Source organism: Leyella stercorea DSM 18206 (genome assembly GCF_000235885.1).
Classification (GTDB): Bacteria; Bacteroidota; Bacteroidia; order Bacteroidales; family Bacteroidaceae; genus Prevotella; species Prevotella stercorea.
Genome location: NZ_JH379396.1, coordinates 19,667 through 34,600, shown reverse-complemented (window position 1 = coordinate 34,600; position 14,934 = coordinate 19,667). Strand labels below are relative to the sequence as shown.

Below are 14,934 nucleotides of genomic sequence, written 5' to 3'. Positions count from 1 at the left end.
GCGGTTTTTTAATTCCGCCAACAGGTTAAAAACAACGTGACTAAGACAACAAAAAACTGGCTTTACGCTATATTTTTGCTAATTGCGGTGCTTTTCCCGCAAATCAGCAGGGCTCAGATATTCGAGAGCAAGACTGGTGTGGACACGCTTACATTTGCTGAGCGTATCTCGTTGCGCACCAATGCTGTCGATTGGACTTTGCTGACTCCTAATCTGGGTGTAGAATTCGATGTGAAATCGACCAACTGGAACCGCTGGGCTGTTGGACTTACGTTAAAGACAAAGTGGAATACACCAGCAACATTCAAAAACCGAGTTTTCTATAACATCACGGAGGTGCGTGCCGACTTCCGCAACTATTGGCGTACCCGTCAGATAAATAATAAGGTACCCGCGCACACCGGCTTCATCGACCGTCTCTTCTCATGCCGTCGCCGTGTGGTGAAGCATCCGAAGACTACATATTATAGAGGTGCGTACATGTCGTTCAGTGATTTCTCTATAAAGTTTGGCAGAGAAGGACATCAAGGCAAGGCATTGTCGGCTGGTATTACATATGGTATAATAAAACCTCTCTACGCTTTCAGCACAGGTAATACTCTCGACCTCGACCTCGGCTTCGATGCAGGCTTCGTGGCAGTCAACTCGGAGAAGTTCACATACAATCGTGCCGACAACTGCTACACACGCACCAAGCAAGGTTCGTGGAAGGTTGTTCCGTTCCCGATGCCCACTGCGGCACGTGTTGGATTCGTATATCGATTTGGCAGCTATCCAATCACGAAGAAATATCGTTGGCGTTACGATGCCGATGCACAATATCAGTACAGAATTGACAGTATCGCTAACCAGCGCGTTGTCGATGCTATCAATCAGCATAACAGAGATTCTGTTGAGTCTGTTATCTACAAGGAGTTCTGGCAGGTTTACGACTCTGTGGCTGTTGTCAACAGTGCTAAGGCTGACTCGATGCGCATAGTGAACGCTAAGCTGAAGGCAGAGGCTGACCGCAAGCAGGCAGAGATTGATCGCCAAAAGGCTATCGATGAGAAAAAGGAGAAGGAACGCCTGAAAGCCGAAAAGAAAAATAAAGGCAAAAAGGCGAAAGAGGAACCAGAGCCAACCGAAGGTGCCGAGGCTACCGAACCGAACGGAGCCACCGAGTCTACTGGGGAACAGACCCCAGTAGAGGGCGAGGCTCCTGCAGAAAGTGAAGCTCCTGCGGAAGAGCAGAAGACCCCTGCAGAGAGTGAAGCTCCTGCAGAAGAGCAGACACCTGCAGAAAGTGAAGCCCCTGCAGAAGAGCAGACCCCTGCAGAGGAAATCTCAACATCTCAACAGGCAACATCTCAACCTGAATCATCTCAACAGGAAATGAATCAGCCTTCTGCTGAACCAGGAAAGGAGGCAAGCAATGAATAATAAGAAACTATTATACACACTCCTGCTTGGAGCAACGCTCACCTCATGTGCTGAGGTAGAGATTTGTGAAAGAGATCACCCACATCAGGGCGATGTCAACTTCACATATACATGGAACAAGCCAGAGGACAAGCCGAATCGAATGGGTGTGCTCTGCTATCGTGTCGTGGGACAGTGGAAGCAGGTGGCAGAAGTGAACACCGACGACCTCACACTGCGCCTCATCGGTGAGACGACCATCACACCCGAAAACCGTCCAAACGAAAACCCAGACGAGGGTGACAATACGGGCGGTGACAACACAGGCGGTGACAACACAGGTGTTACCGAGCCAAACGAACCGACCGAGCCGACTGAACCGACTGAGCCAACCGAGCCGACTGAGCCAACCGAGCCAACCGAGCCGACTGAACCAACCGAGCCTGGTACTGGAACGACTCCCCCTCCGTTTACACCGACTATAAAGATTCCGCGCGGTTATTATAAGTTTGCGACATTCCCGCTCGACAACCCATCCATCGACTACTCGGAGCTTGAGCAGTTCATGAAAAATGATGCTAAAGACTACCCGTTGCAGAACGTAGGCTTGAGCTATAAGGTGTATGACATAAAAGACCCAAAGCTCAACAAACCATTAGCTTGGCAAGACTTCAACCCGTACGCGAAGTACATACAGCCCGATGTGGAGCCACTATATTACGACTCAACAGTAGTGCAACGAGTACGCGCCGACCGTCAGACAACCTTCGAGTTCAAACCGAAGATACTCTCGCAGAATATAGACATCAACTTCAACATCGTGAAGAATACGGACGAGGTGGAGTTTAAGGTGACGGAGGTATGGGCAGAGATAAGTGGTGTGCCTACTTATATAAAGATGAACACAGGCTATCTTGACATAACCAAAACAAGCAAGATGTTGTTCAAGACCGACATCAAGCCGAACAACCCGGACGATAGTGGCAACGACACTAACGAGAACAAGCGCATAGCTTGCCACGGCAATATCAATGTGACGGGCGTGGTGAATGTGCAGCGCGCTTACGGAGAGACTTTAGAAGATGTGCGCAAGAAGATATACGGTCCTGGTATAATGCAGGTGGTTATATACACAGAAGTGTACAACCCGAAAACAGGACAGACCTTCCCTCAGAAGTGGCAAGGCATCATAAACCTCTACAACACTCTGAACAAGGCAAAACTGATGACTACGACATCTGATAACAAATACGTGTACCGCAATGGCGAACACGGAACAATAAACATCAGTGCCGAAATACTTCTTGATGGAAAAACGGTCGGTAACATAGACAAGGGCGGCGACGCTCTCGATCGTTGGATACAAACGGATTCCGATATAAATATCGACATTTAAAAATAACCTATAAGATGAAACGAACGAAACATATTGTTAACATCTTGACAGCTGCAGTAACACTGCTGCTCACGGCGTCGTGCAATGTCTCTTATCCAGACTTGGACCTACCGCAGGGAGAACCGCCAACAAACGATGAGGATGTCAACATCGACAAGACATCGATTTTGCTATATACCAGTAATCCGGCATACTTCTCGGTAGTGTCCGACACACGTGGCTCTGTGGGCACACGTGGTACGGGTGCGTTCGAACCAATGGAGACCGTGGCATACAACCGCGAAAAGTACTTGAATGCTAAGTTCCACATCTTCGCATTCCGTGCTTACAACGATGCCGATCCAAACGGCGGACAGGGAGTGCTCACCGAGGAACCCTCTATGTCGAGATACCGCTATGCTCAAGATGCGAGCGAGGGCAACATGGACGAGTACAACACATCGTGTCTGCTCGACGGACCAGAGTACAAATTGGGTATGCCGTTCAAGTTCGAGCCCGACCAGTTTATCGGCACAATGAATGTGCTCACCAAAGACTATCCTGAAGACATCTATTACAGCTCTCGTTATCAGGATGTGGGCTACAACTTCTTCGGTTATTTCGTAGACGATCTTGATTTGAGTAACTATACGCGCGAAAAGGATAAGATAACTTACGACATAGAAATCGACGGTTATCAGGACGTGCTTGTGGGCGCAGCCAAGACTCCGCTTACGGAAGCCGACTTCGCCGAAGGTGGTATCTACGAAAAGGCAGCCAGACTGACCGAAGAGGAGAAGCAAAAGATACTAAACACACCTGGTAACTATAGTACGTTTGCGGCACACCGAAACGTGCACCCAGTCGTAAACATGAAGCATCAGCTCACGATGCTGAAGTTCTTTGCTTACCCAGGCGCTTCGTCGGCTAAGGACGTAGTGATAAAGGATATTTCGGTGATGACGCTGACAAAGGGCACACTCACCGTAGCAAGCCGTAACATTGACGACTGTAAGCTCGTGTTCAAGCCCGAGAATGAGGTTGATGTGCTGCAAAAGGCGGTGAAACTTGGCGAGTACCAAAAGGAAACCGATGAATCTGGAGAGACGCACAATGTCTATGGAAAGATTAAACCAGGGTTGAGAGATGAAGGCTATCAGGTAAAGTGGAAGGACGAGTGGGTGGACAACGAGAGCCAGGTGGTGCCAGGCGTCACACACGTGCCTACTACAAAGGAGAAGATGGACGAGGCATCCGTCGAGCTCGGTGCTGGCTTGCTCGTAGCTCCGCAGGAGTCGTACGTAGTGACGCTCACATACCTCTTCCCCGACGGACCTCTTGATGCGAATAATAATTATACGATGAAAGAACACAAGACCGTATACAGAATCACGCCAGCTAAGAAAGAGGGCGAGCAAGCAAGCTTCGAGAAAGGTCTATTGTATAATGTGAAGATTGGTGTCTACGGCTTAGAGAAGATCCAGATCAGCGGAAGCGTTGACGGATGGGGCAAGGGTGAAGATATTGATATCGACCAGGACAAAAACCCTAACGACCCTAACATCAATGGATATTAAAATATGAATAATACAATCTTTTAAAAATAACTTTATTATTAATTTAAATTTTTCACGACTATGAAGAAAATGTTTTTCTTTGCATTGGCTGCAGCTGGTATGCTGACAGCATGTTCAAATGATGACACTCTCGGTGGAAATGGCGAGCAGAACGTATCTGAACAGCAGATCCGTCTCGGTGTTGCTTCGTCTAAGGTTCAGACCCGTGGTACTGGTACCGTAGGTGGCATGACTGACGATGAGAACGTATGGGCAGGTCAGACTCTCTGGGTGTACATGCTCCAGAAGGGTAGCATGGATCTTGCTGTCTACAAGTCTCCGACTGTTGGTACTACAGCAGGTACTGAATTAGAGGTGTTCAACAACAAGGAGTTCAAGGCTCCTAATACAGCTGACAAGATAAAATCTGGTTTGGCTACTACAGCTGACGGCACTATCGCTTACTACCCGGTTAGCGGCAACTACGACTTCTGGGGTTATCGCGTTGACGATGCAGTGAAAGGTACACCTGCTGTAAAGACTGTAAACGACAACGGTGATGAGGTTGATGCGGATAAGGCTACAAAGCGTGTTGTTGAGATCGAGATTGATGGTTCGCAGGATATCATGGCAGGCAAGGCAGCTCCTTCTACTAAGGAGGTTACTGATCTTGGTGGCTATGCTGACAACTTCTACTCTGCTTATGCAGCACGTAAGGGCGTTCAGCCGAACATCACATTCAACCACCTCCTCACACGTTTCACATTCGAGGTACGTGCAGGATCTAAGGCAACAGCGGGTCTCCCAGTAAATGGCAATACAGACGCTGTTAAGGTAACAGGTGTTTCTGTAGACTCAAAGACAACTGGTACTCTTACAGTAGCTTACACAGGCGCGACTAAGGAATCTGCAGAGCTTCTTACTTTCACTGGCAATGCTTCTCCTCTCACTTTGAAGCAGCGTGATGAAAATGCAGTAGATAACAATGACGCACTCGTTGCTCTTAAGCCTGTTTCTTTGACATGGACAGATGATGCTGCAACAATAGGTGATGTTCTTAAGGTAGGCGAGGCTCTCCTCGTTGCTCCTGGTGAGACAGAGTATCCTCTTACAATCGCTCTTTCTCAGGATGTTCTTGAGAAGGTTGGTGGGGCTAAGGTTACTAAGCCTCTCGAGCAGAAGGCTACTATCAAGATGGACGGTACAAAGAAATTTGAGCCTGGTAAGTCTTACAAGGTTACTATCACTGTTTACGGTCTTGAGGACATCAGAGTTACAGCTACTCTCGTACCTTGGGCTAATGGTGGTTCAATCGATATCGATGACGACCGCGATCCGAACAACGGCCAGTACACTGAGCCATAAAGCGTAGGGGCTTGCCCCTGCAGAAAGGGATTTGAGACACATAAACTCTCTTCCTCGCTGCAAAAGGCGAGGAAGAGACGAGTGTTTCAACAGTCCCAATGAATAAACGTTTTTTTAGAAAAACAATAAATTCAACAAACAAATGAATAAGCATATATTCTTAATGGGAATGGCTGCTGCCATGTTTATGACCAGCTGCACAAACGAGGACGACCTCGCTGGCGGTAGCAACAATCAGCGATTGAACTCTGATGTGCCTATCGTGCTTTCTGCTGGTCAGCAGGCAAACAAGACCCGCGCAGCGCTCGGCAATGTTGTTGATGGCAAATATGACGGCACATTCGATACACCTGACGGCACGAACCTCGGCTTCTTCTGTCTTGCTACTGGCAAGATTGCAGCTAAGCAGGAAATTACTTGGCAGGAAGGCAATGACAACCCTAACTTCCTTTGGTTGAAGAATATTCAGGCTAAGGCTGTGACTACTGACGATGGCGACTTAGGTAGGCGTGTTACAAACCTTACACTCTTCGACGAGAATGGTGGCACAACACAAACTAATCACTATTACCCGATGGGTAGCCAGTACAGCTATACATTCTATGGCTATTATCCTTACTCAGCGAATGTGGTGCACAACGGCAATAAGTACAGCGTGAATATAACAGGTCTGGACGGCACAACCGATCTTATCTGGGGTAAGTCGTTCGTAAAACCAGATGATCCTGACAAGGCGGACGCTTACAGCGCAAAGTATCTGCGCGACAAGAAGAAGCGCGTAGTGGAAGGCGGTGGAACATGGAATGAGAAGACACACAAGGAGAACCGTCCGCAGCTCACCTTCGTGCACAAGCTCATGAAGTTCAACATCATCCTCCAAAAGGGTAGCGGCGAAAATACCCGTATTGCAAAGTTAGGTATCAAGTCGGCTAAGCTCCTCAATGTGGCTGACGCAGGTACACTGACTATTGCTGACCTCGACAATCGTCTCGATGCTTTGACTGACGATGTTAAGGGTAAGGAAGGCGAGTTTGTTGTCGATTGGACTACTGCTAATAACCACAACACTGAGGATAATGCCTTCGTGTTGAAGGACAAGGACGGCAATACTATCGGCATCCCAACTAACGGTCCGTACCTCGGCGATAACACAAGTGTTACTGTTGGTGACGGCTTCCTCATCCCAGTGCCGACACTGATTGGTACTAACGATGACGGCTCTAAAAAGTATGAAGACAATGGCTACCTTGGTACAGACGCTGCAGAATTAGCCAACAAGGGTATCTTCCGCTTGCGTGTAGAGTACTACCTCTCCGATGCACCCGACAAGGTGTACAAGGCAGCACAGTACGAGATTAAGCCAAAGTTCAAGGAAGCTGCTGATGAGGCTTGGCAAGCTGGTTACGAGTATGACATCGTAATTTCAGTTTCTGACCCAGAGCAGATTCAGACATCTGGCTATCTTACTCCGTGGGGTAAGCGCACAATCGAACTCGAATAAGCATTATAATTATAGAGCGGGTGTGGCGTTAAGCCATACCCACTCTTAATGATTTCTCAGACAAAAACACTCCAACACCCAACAAACACCCTAAAACATACAACCGGTGTAGCCCACGGCAGGGCAGCACCCACTAAAGTAGAAATATCAAAGCCCCACAATATATAAAGCAACACGCTGGTGCAGCGCGATGCCGCACCTTTAAACATAACATAGTAAAAATGAAGAAATTACTCTTGACATTCTTGATGCTCTCGGCAGTGTTCTCCGCTCGGGCGCAGAAGCTCGCCGTCAACACCGATGTGCTTATGGATGCGTGCATGGTACCAAGCGTCGGTTTGGAGATGACGGTCGGCAACTGGTCGACCCTCGGACTCAATGTGCTCGGATGTAATAAGCCGTATGGCAAGAACATAAAGTTGTTGGCAGCACAGCCCGAATACAGGTACTACTTCTCAGGACGTCCGATGCACAGCTTATTCGTTGGCGTTGGAGGCGTAGGCGCAATTTACGATGCTTCTATAAAAGGAAAAGTGTATAAAGGAATAGCTTACGGTGGTGGCATCACCTTTGGTTACGTAATGAATGTCACGAAGCGACTCTTTATCGACTTCCACGCCGGAGTGGCTGCTGTGGGCTACAATCGTAAGGAATACTTCGCAGGAGATAACTACGGCGACTATGTGGTTGGCGGACTCAACAGACCAAATGCATCTGGTTATTACCTCATGCCACAACGCATAGGCATCTCAGTGGCTTACATCCTCAAATAATATAATAACACACAATAACAATGAAACGAAACTTTTTACGACATATATGCTTCGCGCTGATAGCTATACTGCTTGTCACCTTCACCGCTACGGCTGCCGTCCTGCAGCAGGACGACGGAGGTTCGCGTAAGGTGAAGATTAAGGTGTACTTGAAGATGGGTAAGAAGGGCGAGCCAAAGCCTGCAAAGACAGTGCAGTATTGTACATCATTCCGCTCTATCAACAAGGCTCTTGATGCAGCCAATCGTATCAACGTGGCTAACACGAAGGTGTTCAGTGGCGATCCGAAAGCATTGGAGAAAGAGCTGCGTTCGCTCGGAATTGCATTCAAGCTCTCTAAGTCGAATGGTGAGATTGAGGAGTTCCTCATGAGCGGTCAGGGCGTTGTAGTATTCGACGAGGAGTACGGTGCAAAGGCTGTAGAGATAAAGTCGGGACAAGACAAGTTCACGGTGACGCTTGAGAGTAGCGACCAAATTCTTGATGAGACCGTTGTCGATGGTAAGTATCGCAACACCAACCCTACGATGAAGCCCGTGCCAGGCATGGACACCGGCGATAGAGTGACGTTCAATGTCAACTTCACCATCCCAGAGGGTTACACCACAGAGAAGTCGCGCATCATCTGCCAGCCGATGGCTGTCGACTGTCAGACCGAAGACACTATAGCCTATCTGCAGCCCATAATACTTGAGGGCGCAGAGTATCACAAGAAGCAGGATAAGCGTATGGGCTTCAACTATATGAAGAACGATTCGGTGGCTCGTGGCTACGACCCATCGTACGTTTTGGAGCGCGATAAGGAGGTGGCTTACAGTACCAATGTCACCTTTAAGAAGCCCGATAAGGAGAAGACATACCGAGGAAGCTATCGCGTTGTGCTCGAGGACTATCACCATCGCACATGGGATAGCGGAGAGATGACAACAGGCTCGTGCCTTGCGTTCAAGCCATTGAAGTTCCTCGACTTCTCAGTGACGGCTGCCGAGATGCCACTCACAAGCGAGTTCCAGGAGGCAGCGGAGGAGAATATGGCTAACGTGACCCGCGACTTGCGACTGAAGTTCGCCGTTGGTAAGGACGTGTTGCTCAACGACTCGATGAACATAGTAGAGCAACAAGCCATCGTGAAGGAGCTGAAGTCGTACGGCGATTTGCTTTGGGACGTACAGGTACAGGGTGGTGCTTCACCTGAGGGTAGTGTGGAGCTCAACACCCGACTTGCTACACAACGTGCGGCTGTGGCTCGCAACATCCTAAAGCGCCACTTGAGCTCGGACATCCGTGTGTCGACACTCGAACCGCGAGTGTTCACATGGGAAGACGTGCTTGAGCAGGTGGGTAAGAATGGCAATCAGGAGGTGTACGACGCAGTGAAGAACACTATCGAGACATACAAACCGAACGAAGTGTTCGGCATGTTGAAGCTACAGCCGTTCTTCGAGAGCGACATCGCACCTATTCTTGAGAACCTGCGTATCATGGTTGTGAAGTATCGTTACGAGATAAAGCATATTATGAACGCAGAAGAGGCGGTGGAGAACTACTTCGCACACAAGCGCGAATATATCTCGGGCGAGAAGAAGATGTCGAACGGTGACTATTTCAACCTCTTGGCTACTGTAACTGATAGCTTAGAGCTCGACACCATCACAACACTTGCTTACAAGCATGTCATTGCGCAGTCGGACTACACACGTCTGAAGCTTGCCCCATACGTGGCTAACCAAATGGCACTGATGGCAAGTCGCAGAGGTATGCCCGATGTGAACATCCTGAAGCCGTTCATCGACTTCCGTAAGGGTGTGAACCAAATGGATATGAGCGACCGCTATAACCCCGTGAAGATAAACCGCGAGCAGCTGGTGCTCAACCAAGCCGTGATGTACTTCCAGGAGGCAAAGCTCGATACCGCGATGTTCTTCATTGAGATGTTGGAGAAAAAGAATGTGCAGCTGCAGGCTACAAAGCGCCTACGTATGCTCATCACATTCCAGCAAGGCTACCCGTTCTATATACAGGGCTTGATAACCGACCCGGAGCAGGTGGCAAAGATAAAGGAAGCAGAACGCTACGTGTTCAGTACGGGCGACGACAACCGTGCTATCATCTACACCGAGCTGCACGGATACCTTAACAAATCGCGCAAAGAATGTGAGGCTCTTATCGACCGTATGCCCGACGATAACCCGAAGAAGTGGTATCTGAAAGGCATTATATGGGCTGACGAGTGGGGACGTGAACCGCAGATAGATGACTACTCGGCAGCGAACAGCGGTTTCAAAGAACTCACAGAAGAAGAGGAGAACGAACTGCTACGCACCGACCCCGAGAAGGCAGAAGAGTACTACAAGCAGCTTGACGAGTATAAAAAGAAGAACACCGGACCGCAGCTTGACGTAAGCAAGGTGCCGTTCTACCTCGCCTACTTCCAGCATAGCTTCGATTTGGAACCTAAGTTCATACGCCTGTATCGCAACGAGGGCAATGTGAACGACGACATCCGTAAGAAGTCGAAGTATATGCGAAAAGATATTCCGGCTTATCGAAAGAAGTTCGAGATACTCAAAGCCTACACCGACCGTAAGAAGGCTGAGGAAAGCGGAGCTGTAAGTGAGACAAAGGAAGAAGTGCAGTCGGCAGATAACAAGGATAACACCGCTGACGATAACAAATAAGACCAAGAACAATGAGCATTAACATCATACGCCTTTACGCAACAGCGATTTGTCTGATAGGTGGCTTGAGCTGTAGTGTAGCAAGAACGACAACGTTCAGTGTGGCTCCACGTGCTATCACACAGGTGCCCGACTCACTATGGGACGAGTCGGGCGAGGAAGACACCATCGGCAAAACTCGCCACAACTACGCTACGGAGTTCAATGCCCTCAAGTACGTGCTTGAGGACCGCTATCGTGGCTATGACGACACCTTCAGAAAGAAGTGGTACGACCACCTCTTCTTAGGCTTCGGCGGAGGATTGCATAAAGACTTGGAATATGCAGGATATAACCTCTCGCCAATCACGATGGCGCACGTGAGTGTGGGTAAGCAGTTCAACCCTTACCATACAGTGCGCCTCACAGCAGGATTGGGATATGGCTACTATGAAGGTAACAAGAAGAACTATAAACAGTGGCAAGGTTCTGTCGACTGGATATATAGTCTGTCGACGTTGATGGACGGCTATCGTCCGTCTCGACTGCTCGATGTGTCAACAGTGTTTGGCTTTGGCGTGCGTCACAACACAACAAACATAGTTGACAACCATCGCACACGATACGAAATACGTGGAGGTGTGCAGGGAAAGATATTCACCGGTCCGCAAGGATACCTCACAATAGAGCCGTATGTAGGTATCAAGTCAAGACACCTGTATAATAAGTTCGGAGGCTTCTATGGTGTAAACATCGGTATGGTGTACTATCTGCACAACAACCTCTCTATCGAGGACCGTATGCGCTACATGAAGAACCGCCCTGAATATGTGGACAGCACAATGCAGTGGCATCCGCAGAAATGGCGTACACCATGGTTTGCCGAGCTCTCAGGAGGCATGGCATGGTGCGTGGGAGGTAAAGGTGTGAGCCCAAAGATGGGACACTCTACGAAGATGTCTGTAGGTAGATGGTTCTCGCCGTCGGTAGGTGTGCGCCTTAGCTTAGGACTCACCTCCGCCACATGGGACAAAACCCATGAGGCAATGGGCGAACAGGACGAGGATAGACGCGCTATGCTAAGCATACCAGTGCAAGACGATGCTGTGGTCGACCTGCATGATATGACCGCCGATGCAACGGCAGAGGCTCTCATCAATCCGTTAGGATTTATGAAGAACTACTCTTTCGACCAACCATTCAACGTGGCGTTAGCATTCGGTGGCGGTCTTAGTTGGATTATGCGAGAGCAGAAGACCCATCTGCGCACCATTAGTACGTTCTACACGGCAGGCTTACACCTCTCGTATAACCTCAGCAACGACTTGCAGGTGTTCCTCGAACCGAGCTTCACCAACTACAACTACCGAATACCGTATCGCAACATAGACGCAGTGAAGCGTTTCAACGCCCAAAGAGTAGTGGTTCGTCTTGGTTTCACAGCCTATACGCGTGCTACAAACTATCGTATGAGGAAGCAAGATGACTATGAGGCACCACGCATTCCGCTTAGCTTCGGTTTGGGCGCAGGTACGATGCTGTTCAACACCAAGAAGACATACGAGGGCGCAGCGTTCAACTATAATGCACAGGCCTTCGTTGAAGGACATTTCGGTAAGGTGCATGGCGTACGTGCTTCGTTCGAATACTTGTCTATCAATAGCGTTGCGCCGGACAGCTATACAGGCACAACCGAGTATGGTACGGAATACACCACTACCGGACTCTTCAAGAACAACTACAAGCGAGGCTTCGTGGCACTCAACTATTTGCTGAATGTCACCAACCTCTGCTCAGGCTATCAGAGCAATCGTATGTTTGAGGCGGAGTTGTTCGCTGGTCCTGCATTGCTGCTGTCGTTAGGCAATAGCACAGAACCTGATGGTTCGATAAAGGTGAACAGTTCGCACACCATGTCGTACTCACAAAGAAAGTACAACACCAGCCCGCTTATGGGTGCCAATGGAGGTATCAAGATAAAGATGAACGTGGCTAAGCACATCGCTGTGACGCTCACACCGCAGCTCTACGTAGTGCGTTATGACCCGAATCTGCTTGGCGTTAATATGATGAAGCTGCGCACGTTCCAGACACTCAACCTCGGTGTGCAGTACACACTATAATCGGTGTGCAGTACGTATTATAAGTAAATAATAGGGCGGAGGAACAAACACCTCTGCCACTCTTAAAGCTATACAAGATATGAACATGAGAAAAATCGCTATAGGCTTGCTCGCTTTCGCACTTGTTGCGCCTTCGATTGCTTCAGTCTCGCTGAAAGACAAGAAGGAGAAGAAACCGAAGACCGAAAAGAAAGCAAAGGTGGACAATAAGACAAAGACCGGCAAAGCGTCAAGTTCCAATTCGCCACGCAAGGTGCAGACCATCAACGATGTAGAAGCCGCAATTTTGGGTATAGAGAAGATTGTGTCGCACACACTCGTTGAGGTGGAACCTATTGTGCAGCAGATTTGCGAGTCGCAACAGACCAAGAAAAGCGTGTGCCCACGTATCTACGTAGGCGCAGCCAATGCCTTTTGGCTCAAATCGGGTGTCAGCGATACCACATACGCTTTGAAATACATCGACAAAGCAATAGAACTCGACCCTCATTATAGTCCAGCCTATATGCTCAAGGGCGACATCTACAAGTGGGCTGACGATACTACAGTAGCTGTAAACTACTATAAGAAGGCGATAGAGATGGCTCCCAATGACTTCAGAACGTATCGTAAGTATGCATCATTTGTAGAGGCAGGTTTGGACAAGGTGACAGAGCGTGCGTTTGCGGGCGATACAGAGGCTCAAGAAGAAGTACGTAAACGTAGAGCAAAGCTGGAAAACATCTACGCAATGGCTAAGGAAGCCAATCCTACATTCCCATATAATCGTGATTGTGCACGTTTGTATGCTGCATACGGTCTTACTACAAATGAGATTCAAAAGGGCGTTCAGTTGTATGATGAAGCTCAAAAGGACTCTTTAGAGGCTGACAACTATACATCACAGGCCCGAATGGTATATACTTTTGTGGACAATGCCGATGGTAACACAAAGTTGCAACTCTATACGCGCATTATGAATATTTGCGATAGTGGTTTGGTAAGATATCCTGCATACTATTATATTCTCTCCACTGGTGCGGATTGGGCGAACAGAGCGTATGATCTTGTAAAGAAGCAGCAGGGTGATGCTCTTTATGAGTATAAGAAGTTGTTCGCTTCAAGGGCATTGGAGTATAGTGAAACTTTGATCGCAAGCAAAGACACTGCTATTACCGATTTGAATTACTTGAATTATGGTAAGGCACTTATTAATAACAATAAGTTAAATCAGGGAATAGATGTGTTGAAGGAATTGCTAAAGAGCCCGACAATTAAAGATGATCAGGTAGCTTCTGCAATGGGTGTTATCAGTAATACCTATAAGGATATGGGCGAATACGATAAGGCAGAAACGGCTTATCAAGAGTATATCAATACTGTTGAAAGCAATGGTAAGCTGAACTATTTCCATCTGCAGAACTATGCTGCGATGTATAAGGATAAGGCGGAAGAGTGTGTCGGAATGGAGCAGGTGGCAGCTTATAAGAAAGCCTTTGATATATATGGACAGGCTGCAGAACGATTCCCTGATTATGCAGACTATGGCTATATCAATCAGCTTCAGTTGAGCCCGTTAATTGACCCTGATCAAGAGGCAGGCGTTGGATTGCAACCTGCTTTGCAGCTGTATAATAGCGTTTCTGCAAATGCTTCTTGGCAGTTGATGGCAACTCGTTATTTGGTTGGCTACTACTTCAATGTGAAGAAGAGCAAGGAGTTGGCTCGTAAATACTTTATGCGTTGGCACGAGCTCGACCCGGACAACGAGACAGTCAAGCGAAACATCGCAATCTTGTATAAGGTTAATCTATAAGATGAAGATATAACTTCACATCAGATATCAGGCTATGGCAGCAATGTCATAGCCTTTTTTGTTCATTCGGAAAACCCTTTTTTATATAGAAGCAATATATCATAGTAAAGTATCAGTACGCGAAAAAATCTGCCATATCTCCCAGTGTCGCTGCAACTTACAGATTACGAGCATGTTAAAGGCTGGCAGATATGCTTCCGAGAGCTATATCTGCCAGCCTATCTACCAGACATCTACCATTCATCTATCATTCTATCCGTTGTCTAATCTGCTACGTCGTTCTCATTAGTCTTCTGCGGCAACATTGTTGTCCTTCTGCGGCAACATTGTTGTCCTGCTGCGGCAATATTGTTGTCCTGCTGCGGCAATATTGTTGTTCTGCTGCGGC

Annotated in this window: 9 protein-coding genes; all 9 read left to right on the top strand. The window is 48.1% G+C overall.

What is annotated here, in order from left to right:
- Positions 1–36: 36 nt before the first annotated feature.
- The 9 genes from HMPREF0673_RS13315 (at position 37) to HMPREF0673_RS03915 (ending at position 14,546) form a co-directional block, all read left to right on the top strand.
- Entirely contained in the window at positions 37–1,422 is a 1,386-nt protein-coding gene (locus HMPREF0673_RS13315) for a DUF3575 domain-containing protein (protein ID WP_007898357.1), read from the top strand.
- Complete coding sequence (locus HMPREF0673_RS14665) at positions 1,415–2,797, top strand: hypothetical protein (protein ID WP_007898354.1); 1,383 nt, start codon at positions 1,415–1,417, stop codon at positions 2,795–2,797. The genes HMPREF0673_RS13315 and HMPREF0673_RS14665 overlap by 8 nt, the downstream gene beginning before the upstream one ends.
- Positions 2,798–2,811: 14 nt before the next feature.
- Positions 2,812–4,353, top strand: a complete 1,542-nt coding sequence (locus HMPREF0673_RS03945) for a hypothetical protein (protein ID WP_007898352.1) — start codon at positions 2,812–2,814, stop codon at positions 4,351–4,353.
- A gap of 60 nt (positions 4,354–4,413) precedes the next feature.
- Positions 4,414–5,697, top strand: coding sequence for a fimbrillin family protein (locus HMPREF0673_RS03940; RefSeq protein ID WP_007898349.1), 1,284 nt, complete (start codon positions 4,414–4,416; stop codon positions 5,695–5,697).
- A gap of 142 nt (positions 5,698–5,839) precedes the next feature.
- Entirely contained in the window at positions 5,840–7,198 is a 1,359-nt protein-coding gene (locus HMPREF0673_RS03935; RefSeq protein ID WP_007898347.1) for a fimbrillin family protein, read from the top strand.
- A gap of 221 nt (positions 7,199–7,419) precedes the next feature.
- Positions 7,420–7,971 (top strand): DUF3575 domain-containing protein, encoded by a 552-nt coding sequence (locus tag HMPREF0673_RS03930; RefSeq protein WP_007898345.1) that lies wholly within the window; start codon positions 7,420–7,422, stop codon positions 7,969–7,971.
- A 20-nt stretch (positions 7,972–7,991) separates the two neighbouring features.
- Positions 7,992–10,649, top strand: coding sequence for an OmpA family protein (locus tag HMPREF0673_RS03925; RefSeq protein WP_007898344.1), 2,658 nt, complete (start codon positions 7,992–7,994; stop codon positions 10,647–10,649).
- A gap of 11 nt (positions 10,650–10,660) precedes the next feature.
- Positions 10,661–12,751, top strand: coding sequence for a hypothetical protein (locus tag HMPREF0673_RS03920; protein WP_007898343.1), 2,091 nt, complete (start codon positions 10,661–10,663; stop codon positions 12,749–12,751).
- A gap of 79 nt (positions 12,752–12,830) precedes the next feature.
- Positions 12,831–14,546, top strand: a complete 1,716-nt coding sequence (locus HMPREF0673_RS03915; RefSeq protein WP_007898342.1) for a tetratricopeptide repeat protein — start codon at positions 12,831–12,833, stop codon at positions 14,544–14,546.
- Positions 14,547–14,934 lie beyond the last annotated feature (388 nt).

Coding starts and splice junctions, on each gene's coding strand:
- HMPREF0673_RS14665 (WP_007898354.1), top strand. CDS start 1,415: ATGAATAATAAGAAACTATTATACACACTCCTGCTTGGAGCAACGCTC.
- HMPREF0673_RS03945 (WP_007898352.1), top strand. CDS start 2,812: ATGAAACGAACGAAACATATTGTTAACATCTTGACAGCTGCAGTAACA.
- HMPREF0673_RS03940 (WP_007898349.1), top strand. CDS start 4,414: ATGAAGAAAATGTTTTTCTTTGCATTGGCTGCAGCTGGTATGCTGACA.
- HMPREF0673_RS03935 (WP_007898347.1), top strand. CDS start 5,840: ATGAATAAGCATATATTCTTAATGGGAATGGCTGCTGCCATGTTTATG.
- HMPREF0673_RS03930 (WP_007898345.1), top strand. CDS start 7,420: ATGAAGAAATTACTCTTGACATTCTTGATGCTCTCGGCAGTGTTCTCC.
- HMPREF0673_RS03925 (WP_007898344.1), top strand. CDS start 7,992: ATGAAACGAAACTTTTTACGACATATATGCTTCGCGCTGATAGCTATA.
- HMPREF0673_RS03920 (WP_007898343.1), top strand. CDS start 10,661: ATGAGCATTAACATCATACGCCTTTACGCAACAGCGATTTGTCTGATA.
- HMPREF0673_RS03915 (WP_007898342.1), top strand. CDS start 12,831: ATGAACATGAGAAAAATCGCTATAGGCTTGCTCGCTTTCGCACTTGTT.